Source organism: Streptomyces sp. 8N706 (assembly GCF_052245415.1).
Lineage (GTDB): Bacteria > Actinomycetota > Actinomycetes > Streptomycetales > Streptomycetaceae > Streptomyces.
Map to the genome: position 1 here is coordinate 41,157 of NZ_JBQQBW010000031.1, position 24,422 is coordinate 65,578.

Below are 24,422 nucleotides of genomic sequence, written 5' to 3' on the forward strand. Positions count from 1 at the left end.
GGGCGGACCGTTCGGAACGCCCCTCACCAGTCAACCAAGAGGAAATACTAGTCGGCCTGGGTAGTGTCGACGTAAACCTTGCCGACATCAACGGTTGTGAATCCGGCCGAACTCTGTCCGCCGACCTTCATGAGCTGGAAGTAGACGCTGACGGTACTCGAAGGGAGCTCCGTCCACTCGCCATTACTCGTGCCGCCGTCGAAGCAAGCGGTGAATGACTTATTGTCGTAGGAATCGTCAGGCTGAAACGAGATATCCCGCCACATCTGAACATCGACACTCTCCGGAGCCGCGATGGTAGAACCAAGGTGGCAGTTCGTGAACTGCACCTGCGAGTAACTCTGGTCGTCCCAGCGTCGGGACTCGAATCCGGGAGCACCTCGACTAATACTGCTTGTCCAGTTCGCTTGAGCCGCAGGAGCGAGGGCAGCATCACGGCGGATGATATAGCGGCAATGATAGCGATCCGGGCTCTAGCCTTCACGGGATTTCTCTTTCCTGTTCCGGTCACGCATGGTGATACACGAAGAAGACAGGAAAGGTGTATGCGTTTATCAAGAGATTCAAGCATCAGGCCCCCCTGGGCGCATTTCGAAGACGCGGATGGTGTTCCTTCCCGACGCCTCGCCGGGAAGGAACATACAGGTGAACTTATCGTTAAGCAACGCCTGGAATGCTATCTGTCCCCGAGTAAGCAGTTTTGCCTATATATACAACTGGTATGCCGGAAAAGAGACGACTTCGACCTGAGCAGGAGGCCCGGGGCGCCCACTGGGGCGTACACCAAGGCCCGGTCGGACGGGAACCTCTCGCTCAGGTGACTTCACTGAGTGAGCGTTTGATTCTTCGTTGTCCGTTTCATTTGGGTCAGGTGTCACGCCACTTCGGGGCGCTTTCGCGGGTGAGGCGACGGGTTTCCTCACCCGCCTCCTCGCATCCCAACAGGACCCGAACAGAGCAAACTCCTGCATCCGTATACGATCTGGCACCTTGTCAGTCGACTCCGCCGACGCAACAACGGCCGCCCCATTACCCCGCAGCAGTTCGTCTTCGCACGTCAACGCACCCACGCGGCCGTCGCCTTCCTGACGTGGCTGACGGCACACGACCTCCCTCTGGAGACCTGTCAGCAGGCACGACCTCGACCGGTGGCTCACCGACGACTCCCCTCTCCTACCGCCAGACGGCCGGGCACTTCATCCGCTGGGCCCGCACCAACAAGCTCACCACCGTCCACGTCCCCCGCCGTCCGCTGGAGTGGCCCCCACTCAGCCACTCGACGACGAGCACCGCTGGAACGTCGCACGCCGGCTCCTGCACGACGACGCCCTCGAGTCCGAAGACCGCCTCGCAGGGCTGCTTCTCCTCCTCTATGCCCAAGGGGCCTCGGCGATTAGCCGCCTGACTATCGAGGACGTTGAGGTCGGCGCCCAGGAAGTACGTCTCCACCTCGGCGATGCCCAGGTTCAGTTGTCCGAGCCCGTCGCCGCACTGGCCCGCACCGTCGCCGCGAAACGCAAGTGCCACGCGACCATCGGCGCCCTGACCCAGTCTCCATGGCCCTTCCCAGGCGGCCAGCCGGACGCCCGACCAGCACCACACAGCTGACCCAGCGGCTGAACCAGCTCGGAATCCGACCCAACCAGGCCCGCAGCACCGCACTCTTCCAACTCGCCACCGAGATCCTCGCCCGCACCCTGGGCATCCACACCGACGTCGCACCGTCGCCTGGCAACGTCTCTCCGCAGGCGACTGGGCCCACTACGCCGCCGAAGTCAGCCGCCGAACCAAAGAAGCCTGATCACAGCGAACATGTCACACCCCCCTGACATGCTCCCTCTCATGCCGCACGAACGCGCCCTCGACCTTGTCCAGATCACCGACCCGCACGACGTCACCCCCGAACTCCGGCGAGCGCTGATCGACTGCTGGATTGCTGTCACCAACGCGGGCGGCGCCGCCGGATTCCCCTTCCCACCTGTCGATGATCACGACGTCGAGCCTGTCGCGGACAAGGTCGTCGGCCGACTCAACCCGCAGCAGAGTCGACTCCTCGTTGCCAAGGCTGGCGGTGCCCTCGCCGGATGGGTCATCCTCAACCGCGACCCCTACCGGCTGGTCGGGCACTGGGGCTCCGTTCACCACCTCCAGACCCACCCCGACTGGCGCGGACGAGGCATCGGCGCCACCCTCGTCCATGAGCTCCGGAAGATTGCCCGAGATGAGCTGGGGCTGGAACAGCTGCATCTCGCCGCCAGGGGAGGCGAAGGGCTGGAGGACTTCTACGGACGGCTCGGATGGCGCGAGATCGGTCGCTGGCCCGGGGCCCTCAGGCTCGCACCCGACGACACCCGCGACGAGGTCCTCATGATCCTCGCCCCACTCTGATCACAGAGGCATTCAGAACAGTTCCAATACCCGATGTCACACACCTGACCGTCGAGGACGCCCGCCGCACCCTGGAGGACGCGGGCTGGTTCACAGGGCGGGAGGTGCGACTGTGACCGTCACCGGCACAGCCCTGGTCCCGGACGTGCCAGGCTGCTGGAGAAGCTGCTGGCGGCCGTCCGGGGCGAATTTCGCACCGAGATCTACCACCCGGATCCCGATGACCCGGTCTTCGCCTCTCCTCAGAGCGCGGTCGCCGACTGCGATCGCGTGACCTGGCAGCAGGGGCTGTGCAACGGGCACGGCATCCGGTGGTGCTTCCGCGGCCGACCGCCCATGGAGGACTTCCTCGCCGCCCCTGGACGGCCCGTTCGCGACCGCGGCGAACTCGCTGCCTGCGCGGCTGACGGCTGCCGCTTCGGCGTCACCGCCCACAACAGCCTGGAGGCGGTGGCCTGCTTCAGCCGCTTCCTTGCACATGCCGGCATCGACCGGCTCGTTGATGTCGACCGTCCCCTGCTGGAGCGCCACCTGGCCTAGGTTGCGTCCCAGCCTGGCGAATGGGGCCTGAAGAAGACCCGTATTCAGGGGCTGTACCTGTCTTCCAGGCCATTCGGCAGCACCGCTGGGACGACACTCTGCCCGGCACCGCCGCCTACTTCCCCGCTGCCTCCGCCTCAGGTCTCACTTTGCCTGGCCGAGCACGTCATGACCCAAATCGAGTCCGCGGATATCTCGACCGCTGGACGGACCCAGCCAGCCGGCTGATCACGCTGATCCTGGTCCGGTACGGACTGCAGATCTCCAGCGCGCTCACGCTGGGCTTCGGCTGCCTCCTCCACGACGCCCAGGCGCCCCCTACCTGCGCTACTTCAACACCAAGTTGATCTCCGGAAAACCGCGCAGCCGCGCAAGCTCGTCATCCGCGAAACACACGGGTCGCCACCGAGAACCCCCCACCACAAACAGTCACATGCGGCGGCCTTTGTCGTATCGACGGCTTACCGCATTACATGGTGGACGACCCGGCCAATCCTCAAGACACTGCGCCAAGGGGGCATCCCGCCGTTGAGCGGCTCGGCGTCCGGCGCCGGTACGAGCGGCCGGACAACGGCGCTCCCGAGCGACATCGTCCTAGGTCCAGCGATATCCGTTGTTTTTGCGGTCAGTACTACGGCGACCCCGTCACTGGGGCTGGGTCAGGCGGCTGCGACGGCGCCGGTCAGCGTACTGATGGCCTTACTGAGGGTGTGCTGTTCGCCTTCTGGCAGCCATCGGGCGGCGTGGACCATGTGCAAGGCCGTGGTAACCCGCACTCGGTCGTCTTCTGTCCCGAGATCTGCGAGGTAGGCGGGCAGTATCAGGCTCAAGGCCTTGAAGTCACCTCGTTCGCAGAACTTGGTGAACAGAGCTGTCAGGAGACCGTCGGCGGGGCGTGGCTCGGCTGCCCCGGTGGAGCGCAGTCCTTCGGCGATTGCCAGGCGTGTCCAGTCGGCGTACTGCCCTGGCGGCACGTCATCGATGTGTGCGGCGGCCAGCTTGTAGTGCTCACGTGCCTTGCCAGGCTCGTCAAGACTCGCGTATGCCTTGGCCATGTTCACGTGCAGGGAGGCGTAGAAGCCCTTGACCCGGTCGTCGCCCACCAGGTCCGCACGGTTGAGGCACTCCTGATTCCAGTGCAGGGTCTGCTCGGGTGTCGGCTGGCGCCGCGCGAGGTAGTGGGCGGCGACACACGCCTCGTAGTCATCACCAGCGGTCTCCCACGCCTGCTCGAAGAGGCTGCGGGCGTCGGTGTCCCGGCATTCGGCCTCGGCCCGCATGCCCTGGGAGCACAGCCTGACAACGGGGTTGTTGGGGTCCATAATCTCGCTCTCTCAATCGATTGGGTGAAGCGTCATGCGTCAGTCGAGGTGTCGCGGACCGGCATGACCAAGGTGGTGAAACTGCCCTGGTCGGCGGAGCGGACGACCACGGGTTGCGCTGCCGACGAGATCTCAAGCAGGACGTCGGGGCCAACGCCGGAGTCGAGCGCCGGAACGAGCACTTCTGGGTCGAAGGCGATGCGCACAGGCACCCCTGTGCAGACGGCGGAAAGTCTGGATGTGACCGGTCCGCGGGACGCGAGGGTGAGCTGCTGCCCGTCGGTTTGCAGGGTGAGTGGCCCGTCGTTTCCGGCATCGGCGATGGCCGCGCGAAGAGCGGTCCGGTCAGTGATGATCCGGTGCCGAGCGGCCGGCAGGCTGTCCAGGATCATCCGGTAGTCGGGAAACGTCTCGTCGACGGTTGGGAGGTCACGTTCCGCACCATCGCTGTGAAACCGCACGGTCTGTTGCTCCACCTCGATGCTGATGTCCGGCAGGCGCATGGCCCAGGACGCGATGTCCTTCAGCTCCGTAACACCGACCAGGACGCGACACGGGGCGCCCTCGCAGGAGGAGGGCCGCAGCGCGCGGACCGCCAACCGGTAGCGGTCCGTGGCCACCAGCCGCACCTCCTGGCATTCGAGTTCGATCAGTACGCAGCCGAGTACGGGGAACTCCTCCCGCAGAGGAGCGGACGCCACTGCCGGGGTGACTTGGCGTACGGCGCTGGCCAGCTCTGCGCCGCCGAGCCGCACCGAGGTCCGGTGCGAACCCGAGAGATCGCGGAGGATCTCCTCGATTGCCGACTGGGCCGACGCCGCGGTCTCGCGCGCCCTTCTGGCGTGTCCTTCCAGAATGGTCCGGGCCTCCTCCTGGGTACCGTCGAGTACCACTGAGGCATCAGTCAGTGGCATCCCGGCTTCGCGGAGCCGCCGGACCAGGACCGCGCGAGGTTCCTGGCCCTGCGCGTAGTAGCGATACCCCGTCGCATCGTCTACGTAGGTAGGACGCAGCACGTCGCAGTCGTCGTAGAACCGCAGGGCGCTCGGCGCCAGTCCCACCCGGCGTGCAAAAGCGCCGATGCTCATCAGCGCGTCGGTGTCGTCCATGCATGCGATTGTCGGCTTTCAAGCAGCTTAGGTCAGAACGAGCCTCGGGCTCCGCCAGGCCAACGGCGCGGGTGTGGGTTGATGGTGCTGCGACCCCTCAGAAATGAGTAGTTCTGAGACTGTGTGGCGCCGCGGCCGACCGTGAAACGCCGGGTATGGCCACCCTCCCTGAATTCGAACGCGAATACTTGAGCCGCGGCGCGTTGCTGTACCGCACGGTGATCGAGATAAGGGACGGGCAGTGCGAGCTGCGGCAGTACCTCGACCCCGACGTCGCGGCGAAGGCCGAGCAAGGCGCCACCCAGGCCGGACTGGATCCGGAGGCACCCCGGGCCGTTGTGGACGCTGCCGTGCTCACGGCCGCGATCAAGGCCAGGCGCCTGGATGCTCCCGTCAGCGGGTCTGAGACGGTGGAGCTGTCCACGACGATCGGAGAACTCGACGAGGAGATCGCCTCACTCGCCGCAGTCGGCCGTGCGTTCGCCGCCTCGCCTCTGGCGGCAGCGGCGGCCGCCCCCGACCCCCTACCAGTCGACGACCCAGTCCGCCTAGACGTACGGAGCCCCACATGCCGACGCCGCAGGAACCACACGCCCTCGACGAGGAGTTCTTCGCAGATCCTCATGCCTCATACGCCAGCCTGCGCCAAGCGGGTTCCGTCCATCGGGCCGTGTCGCCCGACGGTGCCCCGCTGGTGCTGGTCACCGGCTACAGCGATGTGCGCGAGGCCGTCATGGATCCCCGGCTCTCGCTCTGCAAGCAGCACGCGAGCACCACGGGTCGGCACGGTGCATCCATGCCCCCCGAGCTGGATCGCCACCTGTTGAACACCGACCCGGCCGACCACGCGCGGCTGCGGCGCCTTGCCGCCACGGCGTTCACCGCGCGCCGCACCGAGCTGCTGCGCGAGGGCGTGCAGAGGACGACCGATCGCCTCCTGGACCAGATGGCGCAGCGCGGCCGCGGCGATGTCGTAGCCGATCTGGCCATGCCTTTGTCCATGGAGGTGATCAGCAATCTGCTGGGCGTCCCTGAGGATGACCGGCCCGACTTCCGCGCATGGACCAACACCCTCCAGAGCCCCAAGCCGGACAACGCACAGCAGTCGCAGCGGGCCATGCGGGAGATGCACGGGTTCCTCATCGCGCTCATCGCCGGCAAGCGGGCCGCGCCGACCGATGACCTGCTGTCAGCTCTGATCGCCGCACATGAGGACGAGGACCGGCTCAGTGCGGAGGAACTGGTCGCGATGGCCTTCCTGTTGCTCTTCGGCGGCTACCACAACACCGCCAGCCTCATCTCCACCACCGCGATGGCCCTGCTCACCCACCCGGACCACCTGACCGCGTTCCGGGACGGCGAGCTGCCCATCCGCGCGGTGACCGAGGAGGTATTGCGCTGGAACTCCCCCACCATGCTCGCCTGCCGCCGCTTCCCCACAGAGGGCATGGAGATAGGCGACGCGGCTCTGACCCCCGGCGAGCGGGTCTGGATGTCCTGGATCTCCGCGAACCGCGACCCGGAACGCTTCGCGCAGCCGGAGGTGTTCGACCCCCACCGCGAAGACAACGCGCATCTGGCCTTCGGCCACGGCGCCCACTACTGCCCCGGCGCCGCCCTTGCCCGCCTGGAGACCGATGTGGCCGTGACCTCGCTCGTACAGCGCTTCCCCGGCCTCTCGCTGAGCGGCGCTGCCCAAGACCTCCAATGGGTCGTCTCCCCGCGCACTCGCTGCCTGCAGGAACTACCAGTCTCCCTGTGACATCTGCTTCCAGTTCTCCTCGGGCTCGGTGGAACTGATGCGCCGTTGAACCTGGTGGCGCCGCGTGTAGTCGCCAAGAGTGCCAGCCGGCCGGCGACCAGTCGAGGCGAGCTGCCGATTGTGACTGAGCGTCGTAGTTGGCCGGTCCGGCCAAGTCCGCGCTCACCGCAAAGAGGACGTGGCGTCTGCTCACGTGGCGCGCAGCTATGGCGACGCGAGGCGAACCACGATGGCCGGCAGGTGACCTGCAGTTCTTCTTCGTTCGTGATGCACCTGAAGCGGCCGCTGCGGCAAGGCAGTGCGAGTTCCGTCCAAAGAGCAAGGGGCGTACTTGCGTTATGACTCCTCCTCGTCCGCCCGGCCCGTGCCCGCTTCCCCGGGCGTGTCCTGCTCTTCGGCGGGGAGGAGGAAGAGGTTCTTTGCCCTGAGCGAATCGGCCAGGAGCTGTGGGCCCGGCGGCGGGACGGGGACGGCGGCCATGCGGCGACGGCGCCGGTCTGCCTCAACGGCCGCGGTGGCCTGCCGGTGCAGAGCCCGGGCGTCTGCCGGTGACGGTCCTGGAGGCGGCGCCGGTGCGGGCCGGTCGAGGGCGGCGGCCTGGGCCCGGGCGAGTTCGCGGGCTCGGTCGGTCTTCTGCTGCCGGGTCATCTGGGTCGGCCAGGCGTCCACAGGCGTCTTGGCGGCCACTAAGCCGAGGAGCACTGGCAGCAGTTCGGCGTCGCTGCGGGGCTTGAGCCCGGCTTTGGCGGCCTGTCGCAGGACGTCTCCGACGTGGGCGTCGGAGAAGGCGGGCACCTCCTGGCCGGGCGGGAGCCCGTTCCACGGCAGGTCGTGCCAGGCTCCGTTCATCTCGATGAAGACCTGGCGGCAGTCCCGGGGGTCGCGGTGCACGGCCCACTTCCCCGGGTGCCGCCCACCCCGGCCCGACAGGCGGCCCCGGTGGGATTCGAGGACGGGGCTGTGGGCGCCGTACCAGAGGCCGCCGATCTTCACTCCGCGCCGGGTGTCGATCCGTACGAAGTGCACGGGCAGCAGCTCGTAGTAGAGCTCCGGCGGCGGGATCTCCAGGCAGATTCCGTCCCGCGCGGCTGCGGCGGCGAAGAGGGTGTTCGGGCTGTGCCGGCCGCCGGGATCCCAGGCGGGCGCGTACTGGTCGAGACGCCGGTTCTGCCAGACCTTCACGATCCACGTGGCCAGCAGGTGCTCCATCTCCGACAGCGTCCAGGTCGCGTCGCCCTCCGGGTCGGCGCCGCGGTCGGCGATGTCGATGCCGCGGTAGCCGAGGAGGAGCTCCAGCAGCAGCGACTGGATCCCGGCGAAGGCCCGCTCGCAGGCGGCCTTGTCCGGCGGCCGCATCGATCGGGCCGGCAGCAGATCGATCCCGAGTGTCGCTGCGGCCTGGACGAAGTGGTGGCTCTTGTAGACGGCGCCGTGGTCGCTGGTCACCGTCTCGGGAGCGAAGAACGGCAGCCCGGCGACCGGGCGCCCGGCCAGCTCGGCCACCAGCGCTGCTGGAGCGCCGGGGTAGGGCCATTCCGTCTCCGGGCCCCAGTCCGGACGCATCGGCAGCGGCAGCAGCACGTCCCGCAGCAGCATCGCCACCTCCACCGCCGACTCCGCCACCGGCGTGAGCCGGAACGCGACGATCGAGTGGGTGCAGGCGTCCAGCGCGATCGTCAGGTGCACCGTGATCGGCTCGGCGAAGACGTCGTCCAGCACCTTCACCGGCAGCGGCGTCGAATCGAGGACCACTACCTGCCCCGGCCTACTGACGTGCACCGTGGTCTCCGGCATCCAGGTCGCGGCGGCTGCGGCCGCCGAGCGGACGTAGCGCTGGCGGCCGCCGCCCGGCCCGAACCACTCCCGCCACACCTTGATCAAGGTCGTGTAGTGGGGAACGCGGACCTCCCGATCGGGAAAGCGCTCGCGTACGTACTGGTGGATCAGCCGTTCCTTCGACTTCATGCTCATCCGCGAGCGATGCAGCGATTCCGCGTGCACCGCCTCGATCGCCTCCTCCACCTCCGGCGTCACCGACGCGTGGCCGGACAGCCCACGTGTCCACCGGCCGTCAGCGAGGCCGGAAAGACCTTGCTCCGCGTGCTGCGCGGCCATGCGCCGAAGCGTTCGCTCGCTGATCGACTCCAGCCCCAGTTGCTTCGCCTCCTGCGGACCCAGCTCTCGAAGCTCCCGGACCTTCGCCAGGCGCCGTTCGGTCAACGTGGTCTGCGCGGGATCGAACGCGGGACGCGGCTCGTCCGGTCGGGCCCAGAACCGGCTGCCGCTCCTGTATCCGTCTCCATCTCCAGCAGGTGCTCCTCCCGGATCCGGGCCCGGGCGAGATCGTGCTCGGCGAGGTCCTCTGCCCGGCGCATCTGGCCGCCTTTTGCCATCCGCCTGTCCTCGGCAGGTAGATCCACGACTCGTCTCCCAGCGGCAGAGCAAGGTCCACGGTCAACCGCCGCGACCAGAGCAGGTGCAGCACGTAGGCCCGCGCGAGCGTCGGCCAGGAGGCGGCTGCCACGAGCTCGGCCAGTCGTCGCGGTTGTTCCGCGGTCAGCTCGAGGAGCTCCGGCAACAGTCCCAAGGGGTCGGACATCGCACGGCGCCGGGCGGCCAACGCTTCCAGCGCCGCCCAAGGCTGCGGCTGCCATCCCGCGCCACGGCGTACTGCCAACCGGCGGCACCCGCCGCCCGCTGGGCAGCGGCGAACTTCACGGCGTCGTCCGGCTTGATCAGATTCGCCGGCCGGACGTCGATCAGCAACGCAGTCCCCCGCGTCAGCGCCAGAAAGTCCGGCGTGTGCCGGCCGGGACGCCGGCACGTGGTGAACTGCAGGGTGAACGGCTGCGACAGCACTTCCGTCATGCCGCCCACGAAGTCGAGCGCCAGCAGCACACGCCGCTCGGCCAAACTCTCGAACCCGTGCAGTCACCCCGTTACCGACAAGTAGGCCAAACCTGGGCGATGCCGCTGGCCGGGCCGCCAGGCGAACGCGCGGGCAGGCCGCGAAGCCGACCACTCGAAGGCAGCGAGATCACGTACCGGGCTCACACCCGGGAAGCGGCGTTGTGGCCATTTGTGATCATGGTCGGTAGGAACTCCTCCTCCATGTTGCCGAAGACCTGGGCCTCCCCCGAGCCGTCGGGACAAAGATGGGCCACGACGCATGACTGCCCTACGGTTCCCTCCGCCCTGGAAGATGACTCCCGACTGGTCTTGGCGACCTCCTCCCGGAGCCGCGAAGGCTCCGGGACCGCTGCCAACAGACCCACGAGGGCCTCTCTTTGATCTTCGTGGACCGCAGGCGCCCACCCTGTCACGAGGCACCGAGGGTGGCGGACTCGCACACGGGTACAGATCAGCCTGTCGGCAGGAGTCGCCAGCGGAGATTCGTTCGGCTTCTCGAAGTTCGAGATCACATAGACGTAGGGCTTTGCGTCCTCGTACGTGATCATCGTGAACGTGTGATGCCTCATGCCCGGGGGGACTGCGCGCAACCAGGCGGATCCACCCTCGACCAGCCGGTCGGCAACCTCTTCCGGAGTGCGGTGACCGGGGCCATGGGTCAGCACCTCTGCCAGCCAGGCCGCTGTGTTGTGGTTATCGAACCTGGCCACACCGGTGTAGCAGACCAGCCCTGACCAGCCCATGTACTGCAGCACGACCTGTTTCTGGGAGGTCTTGCTCGCCGTTCCCCCCGGGCCGGTGAGACGGAAGTCGGAACTCTGCGCCATCAGCCAGCGGGATGCGACGGTGATGTTCAACGTCATTGCCCACGCCTCCGGATTCCAAGTTGCTGGTGAGGCCAGCGTGCACCCGTCGAAGTGGCTCAGCACGGCGGTGGCCCTTGTGACAGGGTGCGCGCCTCCGTGACACCTACCGCGCATCGGCACAGAGGCGCTCTCGCACCGAGGCGACTGCGGTGCCAGTCCCGGTGGCCAGGTTCCAACTATCGTGTCCCGGCTCACTTGCGGCCAAATTCGCCGCTAACACCGGCCAACTAGACCGCTAACCGGCCAACTACGGCGCTGAGTCACACCGATCGAGGTCACCGTGCCACGGCGTACCGACCGATGCGTGTTTGAATTCCGTTCGAGTACGGTGAGGGGGTGGGGAGGTGTCGACATGGATGAGCAGGACGAGCAGCCCTGGGCGCCGGTTCGCGGATCTTCCAACTGCGCTGCCCGGATGTGGATCCGGATCTGTACCGCCTGCTGCTGTACCTCGCGGGCGACGTCGCACCGGTAGTCCAGGCGCTGCCGCCCTCTGCCCTGATATCTGACCTCTCGGGCAGTGTGCGGTTCTTCGACCGTGATCCGGTGGAGCTTGCCCACATGATCCAGGCGAGGGCGCTGGCCTGTACGGCTTGCCCGTGATGATCGGAGTCGGTTCGAACTGGACGATCGCGGCGATAGAGTCCCAGGAGCCGCCGGGGTACGGGAAGGACCCGCTGGGCTTCAGCACCTAGCAGTACAACGCCTCACTCGCCCTGATCGAGGTCCCCGACGACAGCCCCTGATCCGCTGTTCGGCCAAGGGCTGATGACGCTCCTTGAAAGCGACCACCCCCTGCTCGGAGGTGACCCCACACCTGCTCAGTGGATCTCCCCACGCAACGGCACCTGATTTGCGGACGGGCGCCACAAGGGAGGAGCCGCCCGATTGCCAGCCAGGTCCAGGGAGGGGCGGACTGTCCAGGGTGGGCGAAGCTCAGCGCGTAGCGCCGCCGAAGGCGCCCTTGACCGGACGGCACGGCCCGCACACTCCACGAGCGGGCGGCCCCGGTCGACAACGCGCGGGGCGCTCGTTGAAGCTCCCCACTCCGTTGAGCGTCGGACCGAGTGGGGCGACGAGTAGCCCTGGCCGCTTTCAAAGATCCTCATCATGTTCACCGTCGCTCGGGACTTCCACCGCTTCGACCGGGAACTCCACGCCGACCTGGCCAATCCCTGGCTGATCCGGGCCCGGCAAGCCGCTCGGGCGCTGGGAGAAGCCCGCGGCTGGAGCCGCTGGATCACCAGCGACGTGAACCGAGCCCTGGTCATCGTGCTGTCCGGCTTCCGCGAGGGCGAGTCGATCCGATACTCCGAGCTCTTCCCGGCCCTACGAGTGCGTAGGCTTCCCGTGGTGCGGATCGCCGAAGTCCTGGAGCGCCTTGGCCTGTTCGTCGACGACCGCACCCTGCCGTCGACCGGTGGTTGGAACGAAAACTCGACGAAATGCCCCCGGGTACCCATCGCGCCGTCGAAGCCTGGGTTCGCACTCTCCTCGAGGGTGGCCCGCGGTCCGAGCCCCGTTCCCGGCATACGACATGGGTCTACCTCGGTGAGATCCAGTCGGTGCTGCTGGAGTGGTCCAGCCGCTACGACCACCTGCGAGAGGTCACCCGGGAGGACATCATCGCGGCCGGGGACGCTGTCACCGGCAAACAGCGCGAAAGCCGGATCGTCGCACTGCGGTCACTGTTCCGGCACACGAACCGACAGACCGGCGGCGTCCTCCAGACCCTCGTCCAGACGGACATCGACGAGGCCATCGCCACCGCCACCACCTCAGACCACCGGCTCATCATCGCCCTGGCCGCCGTCCACGCAGCAGGCGGAAGACGATCCGCACCATGCAGCTGAACGACGTCGACGTGGGCAACCGGCGCATCACCATCGGCGGCCACGTCCGCCCGCTCGACGACCTCACCCACCGAGCGGTCCTAGACTGGCTCGACCACCGCCGCAACCGTTGGCCGAACACGGCCAACCTCCACCTGCTGATCACCCAGAAGACCGCCGTCGAACTCGGCCCGGCCGGCAAGCTCTGGACCACCCGGGCCACCCGCAACCTCACCGCCACCCTCGAACGACACCGCGTCGACCGCCAACTCGAAGAGGCCCTCACCCACGGCGCCGACCCGCTCCACCTCGCTCTCGTCTTCGGCTTCGACGAAACGACCGCCATCCGGTACGCGGACTCCGCCCGGCAGCTTCTCCAAGCCGAGCTCGAAGCCGATCCGCGTGTTCGCCACGAACCCACGGGTCCACCCCCCGACAATGGCACCCGCAGACCCTCGGGTTCCCGCTGAAGAACCTTCAGTTTCCGCGAACTCGCGGGGATCACGGCCCTGTAGTCCTAGCTCGGACGCCCGGGAGCAAGTAACCCGCCAGTAGATTCAGTTCCGAACGGCGGGAATCCGGTCGCCCCGAGGAGCTCTCGGGGCCACCGGGTTCCCGGCCTACGCGATCTTCATCGCCATCGGTCAGTTCGACGGAGCGGCGGGCGCGACGTTCAGCGTCATCTCGCGCATCAACTCCTGTGCGCATCCGCACGGCTGTCGCAGGTAGACCGCGACGGTGTTGCCGAAGACATCCTCGTCGGAGGAGTCGACGTATCGGAAGCGGCGGCCTCCGCACGACTGGCAGGAGTGTGCCCAGTCGTCTACCGGGAGGAAGGGTTCGCCGGCGTGGACTCCGGCGGTGCAGCTGTCGTGTTCTGCGCGACCGCAGCCCCGGCAAAGTCCGCACACGATGTCTAGGAGGACGGGGCGGTCAAGTCGTTCGGCGCGCGCCATCGCCCGCTCACCCGACTTGCTGCCGCGACCGCCGCACACGGGGCACGGCTCGCTGTCGCCCAGGTCTAGTGCGGGGATGTCGAAGACATACATCTTCGGCTGCTGTTCTGAGGCGGACTTCGCGAGGGCTCGTACGGCGGCCTGGTGGCCCTCACCGGTCGTCTCGCGTTGCCGACGGGCTTCGCTCTTCCGAGCGTGATGCTTCACCACGGCTGTCCCAGCTTCCGGCGCACCTGTCCCGTGACCCTGCGCGCCTGTTCAGGGAAGCGCGTTAATGGAGGTCGCCTTGTTGATGCGGTGCACCTTCGGGCCGTTATAGCCGCACGGTCACGGGCCGTTCGACTGGGCCGCAGCCGCCGCAACGGAGCGGCTGGGAGGTCAATCATAGCGGCCGCCGGCCCCAGCTCCGTCGCTGGGAACATATGCCCGCCGGAAACGATCAGCACTTGCCGGTCGTCGTCTTCTTCGGCTGGCGGGGAACGGTCTTGGCCTTGTCGAGGTGCCCGTACACCGTGGAACGAGGCACGTTGCACATGTCGGCGATCTGCTGGACGGTCTTCTCCCGGGCGTCGTAGAGCTGCTGGGCGAGCTCGGCCTGGTGGGCATGAGCTTCGGCCGACGCCCGCCGACCCGGCCGCGGACCCGCGCGGAGGCGAGCCCGTCGTTCGTGTTCGCCACGATCAGCTCTCTCTGGAGCTCCGCGAGCACGCTGAGCGTCCCGAACATGGCCCGGCCCTCCATGGTGAAGGTGTCGATGCCCTGCTCGATGACGTGCAGCCCGATCCCGCGCACATTAGCTGCATGACGAGATCGAGCTTGGGGCGGGAGGCTTTCGCACCGCTGGCGACGTCGACGTGGATGTTGTCACGGTCGACGCCGTTGCGGAGAAGAGCGTCGATCTGATGATCGGGATTCTGGTCGGCCGTCGAAGTGCGGCAGTAGCACAGCCTGCCCTGCGGTCGGCTCCGGCGGTTCCTGCCGGTACCGCGTACTTCTCGGCACACGCCCGTCCCGGCGACTGCGCAGCGGGACGGGGATGGGAATGTCGTGGCGCGGGACCCGGTCAGCCAGGGGCGATACGGCTAAAGTGCTCCCAGGACCGGTACAGATCCGCTTGGGCCTGGTCCATCTCCAAGACGTGATCAAAGGACTGGCTGCCGACTATCAGCCGTCGGGGCGGGTCCGGCAGTGCGGCCAGCTCCATGATGACCGGGGCAGCGGTGTCCGGCTCCGGGGCGACGGAGTCGCCCCACATCGCCTCCATCTCGGTGCGCAGGGACTGATACTGCGCCAGGGGTTCGGTGGTCGTGGTGCCAGCGGTGAACAGGCCGGTGTTGTAGCCGCCCATCTGCACGATGGTGACCTTGACGCCGAACCCTTCGACCTCCATCGCCAGTGCCTCGCTGACCGAGTCCAGCGCGGCTTTGCCTGCGCCGTAGAAGCCGACGGTGGCCATGCCGCCGCCGCTGCCCATCGAGGTGACCTGGAGGAGCCGTCCCCCGCCTTGGGCGCGCAAGTGAGGAAGGACCGCCTGAGCCACCCACACAGCGCCGAAGAAGTTCACATCCATATGCGCGCGGATCTGTTCCTCCGTGGCTTCCTCCACCATGCCGTAGAGCATTCCGCCTGCGTTGCTGACGACAACGTCCAGTCTGCCGAACGCAGCTGCCGCCCGCTCCACCGCGTCGAACACGCCCTGACGGTCGGCGACATCCAACGAAAGCGGGACCAGGTGGCCGGGATACTTCTCGGTCAGTTCCTCCAGGGGCCCGACGTTGCGGGCAACAGCTACTACGCGGTCGCCGCCCGCCAAGGCGGTCTCGGCGAAAGCCCTGCCCAGGCCGCGGGATGCACCCGGTGATGAGCCAGACTCTTGCATTCGCCACGACGCCTCACCCTCAGTAAACGAAACGGTTCGTATCGATTCGTTTTGACGCTAGGGCATCGCTCCTGGTTCCATCAATACGGATCGTCTCGTTTAGTTTCAGGGTTAGGCTAAACGCATGTCCAACGAGAAGGGGCCGGACCACTCCCGGCGCAAGGAACGGTCCCGGCAGGCAATCCTCGCGGCTACCCGCGCCCTGGTCGCAGAGGATGCGTACGAGAAGGTCACTGTCGAAGCCATCGCTGCCCGTGCCGGCGTCGGCAAGCAGACGATCTATCGGCGGTGGCCGTCGAAGAGCGCGGTCGTCTTCGCCGCCCTTCTGGCTCTGAGTGAGGATACGGACGGGCAGTCGGTCGCGCTGCCGGACACAGGCGACCTCGAGACCGACCTCAAGCTCGTCATGCGTGCCACAGCGGAGGAGTTCGCCGACCCGTCCTTCGACAGGCTGATCCGGGCCCTCAACACCGAGATCGCCAACGATGCAGCACTGGCGGCCGAGTACCGGAAGAAGCTGGCCCAACCGCTGGAAGAAGCGAAGAAAGCACGCTTGCGCAGCGCCCAGGAAGTCGGCCAGCTCGACGCCGACGCCGACCTCGACCTGGTCCTCGAAGTGCTCTACGCCCCCCTCTTCCAGCGGTGGCTGCACCGCAGCGGTCCACTGACCGCCGCATACGCCGACTCACTTGTCGACGCGACCCTCAGAGCTTTCGGCCCCTGAACAGGAGTGAATCCACCCCGCAGAGCTCGGCCCGGTCGGCTCCTGACCCCTGAGCGCCCGTCATCAAGCGTTCCAGCCCGGAGACGTAGGTGGTGACTCCGGGACCGGACCGCTTTTGATCGCACGGGCCTGCGGCCCTCCGTCCTCGGCGTCGTCCGTCTCGTCATCCGAGTGCGGGTCGCGCAGTGGCCGCAGGCCCGGCGCCGGCGGGCGGGTGAAGGCGTAGCGGCCGAGGAAGTTGATGTGGTCGTACTGGAGTGGGGAGAGCCGGGCGAGGAGGTCGTCGGTGACGGGGAAGCCGTCTGCCGCGAGCTGCTTGACGGCGGCAACGATGTAAAGGCTGTTGAAGAGCACGACGGCGTTCAGGGCCAGGCCGAGCGCGCCGAGCTGGTCCTCCATGCCCTCGCGGTAGTGCTGGCGCAGTTCGCCGCGCTGCCCGAAGAATATCTTCCGGGCGAGGCGGTGGCGGGCCTCGGTGACGTTGAGCTGGGCACCGATCATCCGCCGGTATCCCTCGTCCGAGACGAACTGAAGCAGGTGCAGGGTCTTGAAGATCCGGCCGTAGTGGGCGAACGCGTCGCCGAGCCCGGTCGGCTTGCCGTCACGGGAGAGCATGCGGATCAGGTCGTGGCCCCGGACCTCGCCGAGGGCCAGGGAACCTGCCACACGGAGCATGTCGCCCCAGTGGGCGCGTATCCGGTCCAGGCGGATGGTGTGGTTCGAGACCAGCTAGGGACTGTCTCCAGTCGTGATCAACGGGCTTGCAAGAGGCTGCCGATCCAGATGGTCGCTGCGCGGAGGTGGAGTCCGGCGAGATAGGTCCTTCTTCTCGGGGATGACCGCCTTGATGCGGCGTTTGCGCAGGTGGGCGCGGTTGGCGCGGGAGGAGTACGCCTTGTCACCGGCCACAGCGGCGGGCCGGGTGCGGGGACGGCCGACGGGCAGACGGACCCGCACCTCCTTCAGGACGGGGATGAACTGGGGGCTGTCGGCGGCCTGCCCGGCGGTCAGGACAAGCGCCATCGGCCGGCAGCGCCGGTCGGCGGCCAGATGGATCTTGGAGGTCAGTCCGCCGCGGGACCGTCCGAGCCGGGCGGCCTTCAGCCGGGCCCGCCGTCTTCGCCGGATGCGACGCCGTTCGGCCCGGACCGGGTCAGCTTCGCCGTCTGGCCCGTTGTGTTCCTCGCACGCTCCCCCTTTTGCGTGGCCGCCTCCTCGAGTGCGGCCAGGGTCTCCTCGCTGACCCGCATGCCGGCCGCGTCGTGATGAGCCCGTGCCGTGGTGGAGTCCACGCTGACCAGGGACATGTCGATCTCGTCCCTGCGGGCGGCCTCGGCGATCAACCCTTCCAGCAGGGCCTGGAAGACACCCGCGTCCCGCCATCGCATGAAGCGGTTGTAGACCGTCTGCCAGGCACCGAACCGCTCGGGCATCTCCCGCCACTGGCTGCCGGTGCGGAACCGCCAGATCACCCCCTCGAACTGCTCACGCAGCCGCTCGGGGTACGGGCCGAACCTGCCGATCGGCAGGAACGGCTCGATGAACTTCCACTCTTCGTCGGTGAGTTGCGCACGCGTCACACCGTTGTCCTACCGGACCGGCACCCCGCTGGGACCCAAAATCCGATCTTGATCACGACTGAAGACAGGCCCTAGAGCGGCCCGTAGTCGGCCGCGGCGTTCGTGCGCCACAGCCGGGCGTCGGAGATGTCGGCGATCCTCGGTGAGAACTGGTAGCCGCAGATGGCGAACAGGCCGAAGACGATGTCAGAGTACGACGCGGTGTCGGTGATAACGGTCTCCGGCTTCGGGCCGCCGTCGCGGGCGTGGATGGCGTCCAGGATGAACAGCGAGTCGCGGAACGACCTCCCCGATCGCCGACCACGCGTCCACCACGGAGACCATCTCGCCTGACTCGGTCGCCGGAGGCGTCGTCATCAGCACGTCGACCGCCGCGGCGACCTTCCTCGCCGCCTTCCTCAGCTGCGGCAGGCCTTGAGCTTCGTCGTTACCCATCCGCTCGGCCCCTGCGTCGCGTCCTGGACGCCACCATCGAGGCCGCCCTGCGGCCGGGAAGGACCTCCTGATGCCACGCCAGATCAGCTACCGGTGGCGCCTGCGCGAGCTGATGGCTGCCCGCGGCATGTTCACCGTCGCGGAGCTCATGCCGCACCTGACCGAACGCGGCATCACGCTGTCCTCCTCCCAAGTCCACCGTCTGGTCTCCGGCACCCCGGAACGACTGTCCCTGCCGGTGCTGGCCACCCTCTGCGACATCCTCGACTGCACGCCCACCGACCTGATCACCACCTCGGCCCAGAACCTCCCGGCCCGCCGCGCGGCTGGAGAGGCGTGTGGGGGGATGCCACCCTTTCAGGCGGGACATCGCGCCCGCCCGAGGCCGATGCCCCCGGCGGGCTGCCGGGCGTCCGCAGGCGTCAGGTGGTGGTCCAGCCGCGGAGCTGGCGGCCGATCCGGGCGACGCCGAGCGTCCCGGAGGCGGTGTCGCGGACGAGCGCGACTGCGTCCTTGGGCGGGTAGTCGAGTCGGCGTCCGTTCAGGGCGAGGTAGGCCTCGCAGGCATGCCAGGCGAAGGCCTCGTTCGAGTGCTCCAGGCAGGGGAGCTTGGCCAGGGTCTGCAGGAGCGCGGCTGCCTTCAGGGGGAGGGAGCCGTAGACGTCGCGGTCCATGGCCCGGGCGTTGACCCGCGCGACCGCGGCGTACAGCGGCCCGAGGTCATCGACCTGGGGATCCCCCGGAAGCAGCTCGGCAGCATGCAGCAGGAACGTGAGGTGGAGCGGGTGCACCGGTTCGGGCTGGGTCACGCCGCATGACCCCGCTCGCCGTGCTCGAACTCGGAGAGCGCCTGCTGCTCGGCGGTCCGCTGCTCCGGGGTGGGGTCGATGCTGCTGGGCTCGGCGGCGAAGGCCGCGCCGCTGCGCGCCATCGAGTCCTTGAAGCCTTCGAGGAACCGCTGCTCGACGGCGGTGGCGCGGGCGTAGGCGGCCGAGAGGATGTACTCCTGCATGCTCACCCCCTCCTGCTGGGCGGCAGCGGCGATAGCGGCTCGCTGTTCGGGGTCGGGGAAGCGGAGATTCATGGCTTTCTGTTCCGGCATGGTACCTACGGTACCAGCGGTACCATCCGAGGTCTAGATGTAGGGGTGGCTCTTTGGCCCGGAACGGGGGCGGTGGCCAGGGTGTGTCCGCGGTGACTTGTATGCCATCGCTGCGACGGCGCTGGCCAGACTGAGGCGGCGCTGGAGAGGGAGGGCGGCGGCGTCGAAGAGGCTCGCGGTGGCTTCGGTGGTGGCGCTGGTCCGGTAGGCGTGGACAGCCAGCGGCGAGGCATGGTCGGGTTTGGTCTCCAGTAGGGAAGCCGAGAGCGCGGCGAGCTGCCGGGCCAGTGCCCACTGCTCCGCAGCAACCGCCTTGTGCCGGTGCTGCTCACTGCTACTGGTTCCAGGCGACGAGTCCTGCCATGAGGGAGAGGACGAGCAGGGCGGACAGGGTGGCGGTGAACTGGCGTAGTCGGCAGGTAGTCCGGGCGGCTGCCTGCTACCCGCGTTCTCATCCGCCACCCCCGGCCAGGGCGCCCATCGGCCGCGAGCCGGTAACTCGGGTGTCGCCCGCCGAGAGAGCCTGGACCCCGCGGGGGAAGAACACGCAGGGGGCCCTCCCGCACCGGAACCGAATCACCACTAGCAAACTCTTTGCCCAGCGCCGGCCACGGCGGCTCGGCTACGCCTCCGCTACGCAGGCTTCTGCAACCTGCTCCTCATCAGGCCCCGTTTTGACGGGAAGGTAGAAGACCGACTTCTGCTGCTTGTTGCGCTCTACAAACCCCTTAGCGACACCGGTCTCCAGGGCGGTGCGCACTGCGGTGGGGTTGAACTTGCGTTCCGGGTGAGCCTTCTGGAGCCCCGCCGTCACTTCGTTGACCGTCTGCGGCTCGGTCTGCGTGCCAAGGTACCCCTGCAGGAGTTCGCGCAGCGTGGGACTCGTGGACTTGTTGGGCTTCGCGGGAGCCTTGGCCGCCTTCTTGCCGCCCTTGCCCGTCGGTGCAGGCGCGTCCTTCGCACGCCTGGCTGTCGGCACTGCCATCACCGGGGCAGCCGATCCGGCGGCCGCCCTCTTCGAACGGCCGCCCCCAGAGCTCTGTTCGCTGCCCAGCGCGCCCTGCATGCTCAGCAGCACTCCATGGTCCAACTCGAGAGCGCCGAGCTTTCTCTGCAGCTCTGTCAGCTCGGAGTTGACACGTTCCTGCTCCGCCTCGTTGCGCTCCAGATCCTCGCGCAGCTGCTGGGCGTAGCGCTCCTGGACGTTGTGCTGTTCGGACGTGTCCGGCATGACATCCCGCTTCCTTCGTACCGCTGTTGGTGTCCGGATGTTACTCACATTGGACGAGTCATCCCCGCGACTGGCGATGTACCCCCCGCACGAGACGTGGCATCGCAGGGGCCGGGTACCTGCGCTGACCTCCTTCCGTCACGCCCATACAGCCGACAGCGGTGTGCTGCCCGTCGCGCGCCGTGAGGCTCAGCCCTGCTGACACATGCGTCCGCCAGGCTGGAACTCTGCCGGAAACACGACCCCAAAGGGCCAGATCTGCGGGTGCCGGGAGAGCAAGCGCGTCACGGCGGAGGCGAGACCGGGGCTGCTGGCGCGCCCTGGTCGTGAGGCGAGACCGGGGCTGCTGGCGCGCCCTGGTCGTGCGGAAGAAGGATCCGCACGAAAACGTGGTGCGACGGCTCCGACTCATGGTCTGGTGATCGGCACATGGTGGGCGGACCGTGATCACTCGCGGGTGTGAGCGCGGGTCTGTCAAGGCCGTCCGCTGCTCATTCCGCGGCGCCGGTTGGAGTTGCACAACAGGCACCGGCCCCAGCCGTTCGGGGCCACCGGATCCACCGGCCCGTGGGGTTGACGGCGACAACCCGTCGTTGACGAGATGCTAGTTATGGAAGCGGCCGTGTCTGCTGCGGCCTGGAGTGCGTCGCGGATTTCTGCGGCCGCGGACTCCGGCGACTCCACGTGAGTCCGTATGCCAGGTCATTGATGGTGGCCAGTTGCGTACGTAGACGAGCAAGACAGTCTGAGCGAGCATCAATGCTCAGTTCTCGTCGCAGTCCGCTGTCTGGATGCTGGCTGCGCTGACCATCCTCGCGTGTGCGGATGACGGCGCGTGCGATGGCCACTTGGCCTGTCTCGCGCATGGCATCGTGCAGCAGGACGTAGGGCCGGGCGGCGACCGGCCCGTCGACGGAGAGGTAGTAGGCGCGGTCCAGTAGCAGCGGGTCGATTCTGTCGGACGGGACGGACGCGAGGACCTCGATGTTCTTCATGCTCGGCAGGGGGAGGTCCGCGAGGTCGGCGTCGGTGAGGATGACGGTGCGGCCATCGGCCTCTTAGCCGCGGGCGATTTCCTCGCGGGGGATCTCGATGCCCTCGGCCTCGCAGAAGCGGTGCAGCCGCACCCGGGAGCCGCAGCGGGTGTGGACCAGGTGCAACGGGACGCTGTGCCGCGCCGTCGCGGGGTGTCCGTCCACCGGAACGGACACGAGCCCGAACGTGATGTGCAGCTTCACGATGGTCGGCGGCAGCATACACCCATCACACCGCCGCTGAGCAGCGATCTCATCTCCCCGAAAACCGCAGGTCGCGACGTCCGCAGTGCTCGCAGCGGGTTTCAGCTTGCGTTTAACCTCTGCCTCGGTCAGCTCATGGCTCGTCGAGGCACATAGAGAGCCGGACGGAGCCTGATGCCGGATCTCAATCTTCAGGCGACACACCGAGGTCGTGCCGCATGGCGGCTCTCATAGTTCGGAGCATGTCCCAGAGCTCGTACTGGGCTTGGGCCGCGGTCTCCATCGTTTCGCCTGGTCCGGGGTCACCTCGTTCGAGGCGTTTGACCTCGCCGTAGACCTTGTTCAGGGCTTGGTTGACGACACTCGCCCGCATGAGTACCGAGTCGGGGGCCGTCATCTGAGCTTCGGAGTACCGATCACGGTGAGCGTTCTTGGCTTCTTCGAGTGCATCTCTGTCGGAGTCCTCCACGCCGTGTTCCCTCATGACGTGCAGGTGACGGTTGAGTGCCGTGGTGAACTGCCGGGCATCTCGGTTGAGCTCCACATAACAGGTGCGCCGGAGCGAACGGTTCTCACGGATCTCTTCGTGGCCACGAATGAGCTCTATCTCCCGGCGCTGCGCGCGTTCGGAGCCGCGCTGGGTGAGTATCGATCCTCCGAGGGTTCCTGCGACGCCTGCCACTGCGATGATCACTGAACTGAGATCCACCGACGCACTCCGTGAACTTCTTCGGCCCCGTGCCCGTTGCCCATGGCCCAGGCCGTCAAGTTTGCCGCTCCTCTGGGCGCCGAGGTTTGGTTCCCTTCTTGTGGCGGGCGGGTCGGGCGTATGCCTCACCAGTGGCGAGGACGCGTCCTACGTCGTGGCGGGTGGCCCGGCGACGGTTCCTCGAGCCCAGTGGCCGGCCGGGACCAGGGCGGTATGGTTTGGGTGCCCCGGGTGGGGAACCGGTTTGCACACAGAGGTTCCTGAACCCCCGCCGGACACAGGCGGGCGTCAGTTGTTCGGCTGGGCTGGCTTCTCCCAGGGCCGTAGCAGGTCGATGGCCAGCGGGCGGGCGAGCCGGAGCTGGGCACAGCAGTAACGGCTCGTCGGGGACGCAGGAGCGGCGTCCCAGGTAGGGGGCCCAGTGAGGGTGGCGGAGCGCCGCGACGATCCGGTCGATGTCGCCTGCCGGGCCGGTGACGGCGGTGACGAACACCGCGTCGGCCAGGTAGTGGCGCCGAGTGATCACGGCGGCGCCCTTGCGGCTGCCGCCGCTGGTGGCGGCGGTCTGGTCCTTGGGGCGGCCGCCACCGACGGTGTGATAGTCCACGAGCGGTACACCCGGCCGGTCGACGCGGACGGTGAACTCCAGCCCGGCCTACCGCCGCAGCGACGCCTCGTCCTCGCGGCCGATCCCCTCCGCTGCGGCGAACAGACCGGTCAGCGCGGAGCGGGTGGGGAACGGCGCGGTATCGCGCACCGGGGCGAACGCGGAACGCTCGCCCCAGGACTGCAGGGGACCCGCCAGCCGCAGCAGCAGAGACCTGGTGGCCACCCGCTTCGGTGCCGCCTCGCCCTGGCTGAGCCCGTACGGCTTCCGCACCGTGGCGGGCAGCCGCACCTGGGTGACCGGAGAGCGGCACCGCCCCGCCCACGTCATACTGCACGGACTGCCGATGAACGCCGACCTCTGGACACCCCTCGCCGCCCACCTCGCCGACCCGATCCTGGCCCCCGACCTGCCGGGCCTGGGACGCTCGGCCGCCACAACCCAGCCTGTGGATGCGTGGCTGGCCGACCTGCTGAGCCCGGTACGGACCAGCCCTGCGCTGGTCGCACACTCGATGACCTGCGGAACCGCGCTACGCTTCGCTGTCGATCACCCGGGACGCATCAGCAGACTCGTCCTCCTATCCGCGTCGTTCCTGCAGGCACCCGCCCCACGGCTCACCCGCTCGGGCCTGGCCGTGCCGATGATGCGCCGCATGTCCCCCGCTCAGCTGGCTCAGACGCTCGGCGTCCCCGAGGGGGCAGAGGTGCAGAGCGCCGCAGCGGCCTGCGCCGCCGCGGAATAGCGCGCCGGGTGGCCGCAGCTCTGCGTACGGACATCGCCGAGCACCGGGCAATCGCGGACGGGGCTGGACCAGTTGAGCGTCCCAGTCCAGATCGTCGTGGGCTCGGCCGACCCGCTGGTCACCACAGTCGACCACCCAGTGGCCGAGATCGCCGAGGCCGGGCACTACCCCCAGCTGACTCATCCCTCCCAGGTCGCCCGCCGCCTCGGCGCTGCCCCCGCTCCAATCGGCGGCGCTCGATTCCAGGGCGGGTGTACTCCCAAACCTTCATCAGGGCCATCTCCCGCCAGCCTGGTCGGGGCCCGCTGATCGGCATAGACCCGATGGCCAACTATGCGCTCAACCGGCCAGCTGAGGCCCTGATTGGCAAAGTGAAGCTCAGTGTGCGACACGAAGCGGCAGCCGACGCAGGTGGCCGTCGCGTGACTGCGGCCGAACTGTAGCAGGCAGGACAGAGGCGTCCACTGAAGTCGCCCCAGACCAGGCA

At 67.8% G+C, this 24,422-nt stretch carries 23 protein-coding genes and 8 pseudogenes; 10 read left to right on the forward strand and 21 right to left on the reverse strand.

Going from position 1 to position 24,422, the window contains the following annotated elements:
• Nucleotides 1-47: 47 nt before the first annotated feature.
• Nucleotides 48-329 carry a hypothetical protein gene (locus ACTWQE_RS14365; protein ID WP_443329309.1) on the reverse strand — a complete coding sequence of 94 codons (282 nt, stop codon included), beginning with the start codon at nt 327-329 and terminating at the stop codon, nt 48-50.
• Nucleotides 330-1,173: 844 nt separating this feature from the next.
• Nucleotides 1,174-1,527, reverse strand: a complete 354-nt coding sequence (locus tag ACTWQE_RS14370) for a hypothetical protein (protein WP_443329310.1) — start codon at nt 1,525-1,527, stop codon at nt 1,174-1,176.
• A gap of 315 nt (nt 1,528-1,842) precedes the next feature.
• On the opposite strand from ACTWQE_RS14370, the gene ACTWQE_RS14375 reads away from it, so the two are divergent.
• Together ACTWQE_RS14375 and ACTWQE_RS14380 are read left to right on the forward strand one after the other, a co-directional pair.
• Nucleotides 1,843-2,388, forward strand: coding sequence for a GNAT family N-acetyltransferase (locus ACTWQE_RS14375; RefSeq protein ID WP_443329311.1), 546 nt, complete (start codon nt 1,843-1,845; stop codon nt 2,386-2,388).
• A gap of 270 nt (nt 2,389-2,658) precedes the next feature.
• On the forward strand, nt 2,659-2,928 hold the full coding sequence (locus ACTWQE_RS14380; RefSeq protein WP_443329312.1) for a hypothetical protein: 270 nt from the start codon (nt 2,659-2,661) through the stop codon (nt 2,926-2,928).
• Nucleotides 2,929-3,587: 659 nt separating this feature from the next.
• Here the strand turns inward: ACTWQE_RS14380 and ACTWQE_RS14385 are convergent.
• Together ACTWQE_RS14385 and ACTWQE_RS14390 are read right to left on the reverse strand one after the other, a co-directional pair.
• Nucleotides 3,588-4,250: a hypothetical protein gene (locus ACTWQE_RS14385; protein ID WP_443329313.1), complete on the reverse strand. Its 663-nt coding sequence runs from the start codon at nt 4,248-4,250 to the stop codon at nt 3,588-3,590.
• Between the two features lie 32 nt (nt 4,251-4,282).
• Nucleotides 4,283-5,359 (reverse strand): DNA polymerase III subunit beta family protein, encoded by a 1,077-nt coding sequence (locus tag ACTWQE_RS14390; protein ID WP_443329314.1) that lies wholly within the window; start codon nt 5,357-5,359, stop codon nt 4,283-4,285.
• A 155-nt stretch (nt 5,360-5,514) separates the two neighbouring features.
• On the opposite strand from ACTWQE_RS14390, the pseudogene ACTWQE_RS14395 reads away from it, so the two are divergent.
• Together ACTWQE_RS14395 and ACTWQE_RS14400 are read left to right on the forward strand one after the other, a co-directional pair.
• Nucleotides 5,515-5,832: pseudogene (locus ACTWQE_RS14395) on the forward strand (DUF6545 domain-containing protein); the annotation flags it as partial.
• A gap of 95 nt (nt 5,833-5,927) precedes the next feature.
• On the forward strand, nt 5,928-7,121 hold the full coding sequence (locus tag ACTWQE_RS14400) for a cytochrome P450 family protein (RefSeq protein ID WP_443329315.1): 1,194 nt from the start codon (nt 5,928-5,930) through the stop codon (nt 7,119-7,121).
• Nucleotides 7,122-7,457: 336 nt separating this feature from the next.
• Here ACTWQE_RS14400 and ACTWQE_RS14405 read toward each other — a convergent pair whose 3' ends face one another.
• The 4 genes from ACTWQE_RS14405 to ACTWQE_RS14420 form a co-directional block, all read right to left on the reverse strand.
• Nucleotides 7,458-9,236: a transposase gene (locus ACTWQE_RS14405; RefSeq protein ID WP_443329316.1), complete on the reverse strand. Its 1,779-nt coding sequence runs from the start codon at nt 9,234-9,236 to the stop codon at nt 7,458-7,460.
• A gap of 101 nt (nt 9,237-9,337) precedes the next feature.
• Nucleotides 9,338-9,514, reverse strand: coding sequence for a hypothetical protein (locus tag ACTWQE_RS14410; protein WP_443329317.1), 177 nt, complete (start codon nt 9,512-9,514; stop codon nt 9,338-9,340).
• Nucleotides 9,515-9,677: 163 nt separating this feature from the next.
• Nucleotides 9,678-10,019 (reverse strand): hypothetical protein, encoded by a 342-nt coding sequence (locus tag ACTWQE_RS14415; RefSeq protein ID WP_443329318.1) that lies wholly within the window; start codon nt 10,017-10,019, stop codon nt 9,678-9,680.
• 152 nt (nt 10,020-10,171) lie between these two features.
• Nucleotides 10,172-10,960, reverse strand: a complete 789-nt coding sequence (locus tag ACTWQE_RS14420; RefSeq protein WP_443329319.1) for a hypothetical protein — start codon at nt 10,958-10,960, stop codon at nt 10,172-10,174.
• 354 nt (nt 10,961-11,314) lie between these two features.
• Between ACTWQE_RS14420 and ACTWQE_RS14425 the strand changes: the two genes are divergently transcribed.
• The 3 genes from ACTWQE_RS14425 (at nt 11,315) to ACTWQE_RS14435 (ending at nt 13,199) form a co-directional block, all read left to right on the forward strand.
• Nucleotides 11,315-11,500, forward strand: a complete 186-nt coding sequence (locus ACTWQE_RS14425) for a hypothetical protein (RefSeq protein WP_443329320.1) — start codon at nt 11,315-11,317, stop codon at nt 11,498-11,500.
• Between the two features lie 842 nt (nt 11,501-12,342).
• Nucleotides 12,343-12,750, forward strand: a complete 408-nt coding sequence (locus ACTWQE_RS14430; RefSeq protein WP_443329321.1) for a hypothetical protein — start codon at nt 12,343-12,345, stop codon at nt 12,748-12,750.
• Nucleotides 12,741-13,199, forward strand: a complete 459-nt coding sequence (locus ACTWQE_RS14435; RefSeq protein WP_443329322.1) for a hypothetical protein — start codon at nt 12,741-12,743, stop codon at nt 13,197-13,199. Before ACTWQE_RS14430 ends, ACTWQE_RS14435 begins: the two co-directional genes overlap by 10 nt.
• A gap of 174 nt (nt 13,200-13,373) precedes the next feature.
• Here ACTWQE_RS14435 and ACTWQE_RS14440 read toward each other — a convergent pair whose 3' ends face one another.
• The 3 genes and pseudogenes from ACTWQE_RS14440 to ACTWQE_RS14450 form a co-directional block, all read right to left on the reverse strand.
• Nucleotides 13,374-13,892 carry a hypothetical protein gene (locus tag ACTWQE_RS14440; RefSeq protein ID WP_443329323.1) on the reverse strand — a complete coding sequence of 173 codons (519 nt, stop codon included), beginning with the start codon at nt 13,890-13,892 and terminating at the stop codon, nt 13,374-13,376.
• A 483-nt stretch (nt 13,893-14,375) separates the two neighbouring features.
• Nucleotides 14,376-14,689, reverse strand: a pseudogene (locus tag ACTWQE_RS14445) (recombinase family protein); the annotation flags it as partial.
• A gap of 59 nt (nt 14,690-14,748) precedes the next feature.
• Nucleotides 14,749-15,564 carry an SDR family NAD(P)-dependent oxidoreductase gene (locus tag ACTWQE_RS14450; RefSeq protein ID WP_443329324.1) on the reverse strand — a complete coding sequence of 272 codons (816 nt, stop codon included), beginning with the start codon at nt 15,562-15,564 and terminating at the stop codon, nt 14,749-14,751.
• Between the two features lie 124 nt (nt 15,565-15,688).
• Here ACTWQE_RS14450 and ACTWQE_RS14455 point away from each other — a divergent pair, with 124 nt between their 5' ends.
• Nucleotides 15,689-16,288: a TetR/AcrR family transcriptional regulator gene (locus tag ACTWQE_RS14455; protein ID WP_443329325.1), complete on the forward strand. Its 600-nt coding sequence runs from the start codon at nt 15,689-15,691 to the stop codon at nt 16,286-16,288.
• A gap of 174 nt (nt 16,289-16,462) precedes the next feature.
• Here the strand turns inward: ACTWQE_RS14455 and ACTWQE_RS14460 are convergent.
• From ACTWQE_RS14460 to ACTWQE_RS14470, 3 genes and pseudogenes are all read right to left on the reverse strand, one after another.
• Nucleotides 16,463-16,999, reverse strand: a pseudogene (locus ACTWQE_RS14460) (Tn3 family transposase); the annotation flags it as partial.
• A 108-nt stretch (nt 17,000-17,107) separates the two neighbouring features.
• Nucleotides 17,108-17,868 (reverse strand): annotated as a pseudogene (locus ACTWQE_RS14465) (IS5 family transposase); the annotation flags it as partial.
• A gap of 71 nt (nt 17,869-17,939) precedes the next feature.
• Nucleotides 17,940-18,137 (reverse strand): Tn3 family transposase, encoded by a 198-nt coding sequence (locus tag ACTWQE_RS14470; RefSeq protein ID WP_443329336.1) that lies wholly within the window; start codon nt 18,135-18,137, stop codon nt 17,940-17,942.
• A gap of 236 nt (nt 18,138-18,373) precedes the next feature.
• On the opposite strand from ACTWQE_RS14470, the pseudogene ACTWQE_RS14475 reads away from it, so the two are divergent.
• Nucleotides 18,374-18,589 (forward strand): annotated as a pseudogene (locus ACTWQE_RS14475) (helix-turn-helix domain-containing protein); the annotation flags it as partial.
• A gap of 136 nt (nt 18,590-18,725) precedes the next feature.
• Here the strand turns inward: ACTWQE_RS14475 and ACTWQE_RS14480 are convergent.
• The 7 genes and pseudogenes from ACTWQE_RS14480 to cas5e all read right to left on the reverse strand — a co-directional run.
• Nucleotides 18,726-19,112: a fic family toxin-antitoxin system, toxin component gene (locus tag ACTWQE_RS14480; protein WP_443329326.1), complete on the reverse strand. Its 387-nt coding sequence runs from the start codon at nt 19,110-19,112 to the stop codon at nt 18,726-18,728.
• Nucleotides 19,109-19,405: a type II toxin -antitoxin system TacA 1-like antitoxin gene (locus ACTWQE_RS14485; protein ID WP_443329327.1), complete on the reverse strand. Its 297-nt coding sequence runs from the start codon at nt 19,403-19,405 to the stop codon at nt 19,109-19,111. The genes ACTWQE_RS14480 and ACTWQE_RS14485 overlap by 4 nt, the downstream gene beginning before the upstream one ends.
• 622 nt (nt 19,406-20,027) lie before the next feature.
• The gene (locus ACTWQE_RS14490) at nt 20,028-20,636 is read right to left on the reverse strand and encodes a hypothetical protein (RefSeq protein WP_443329328.1); all 609 of its coding nucleotides are present in this window, start codon (nt 20,634-20,636) and stop codon (nt 20,028-20,030) included.
• 608 nt (nt 20,637-21,244) lie between these two features.
• Nucleotides 21,245-21,892, reverse strand: a pseudogene (locus ACTWQE_RS14495) (Ku protein).
• 166 nt (nt 21,893-22,058) lie between these two features.
• On the reverse strand, nt 22,059-22,568 hold the full coding sequence (locus ACTWQE_RS14500) for a hypothetical protein (protein ID WP_443329329.1): 510 nt from the start codon (nt 22,566-22,568) through the stop codon (nt 22,059-22,061).
• 70 nt (nt 22,569-22,638) lie between these two features.
• Nucleotides 22,639-22,946 (reverse strand): annotated as a pseudogene (locus tag ACTWQE_RS14505) (NF041680 family putative transposase); the annotation flags it as partial.
• A pseudogene (cas5e, locus tag ACTWQE_RS14510) lies at nt 22,930-23,520 on the reverse strand (type I-E CRISPR-associated protein Cas5/CasD); the annotation flags it as partial. The pseudogenes cas5e and ACTWQE_RS14505, both read right to left, overlap by 17 nt.
• Between cas5e and ACTWQE_RS14515 the strand changes: the two are divergent.
• A complete protein-coding gene (locus ACTWQE_RS14515; RefSeq protein WP_443329330.1) occupies nt 23,408-23,935 on the forward strand; it encodes an alpha/beta hydrolase in 528 nt (175 codons plus the stop codon). The pseudogene cas5e and the gene ACTWQE_RS14515 sit on opposite strands and share 113 nt — an antisense overlap.
• Nucleotides 23,936-24,422: the final 487 nt, after the last annotated feature.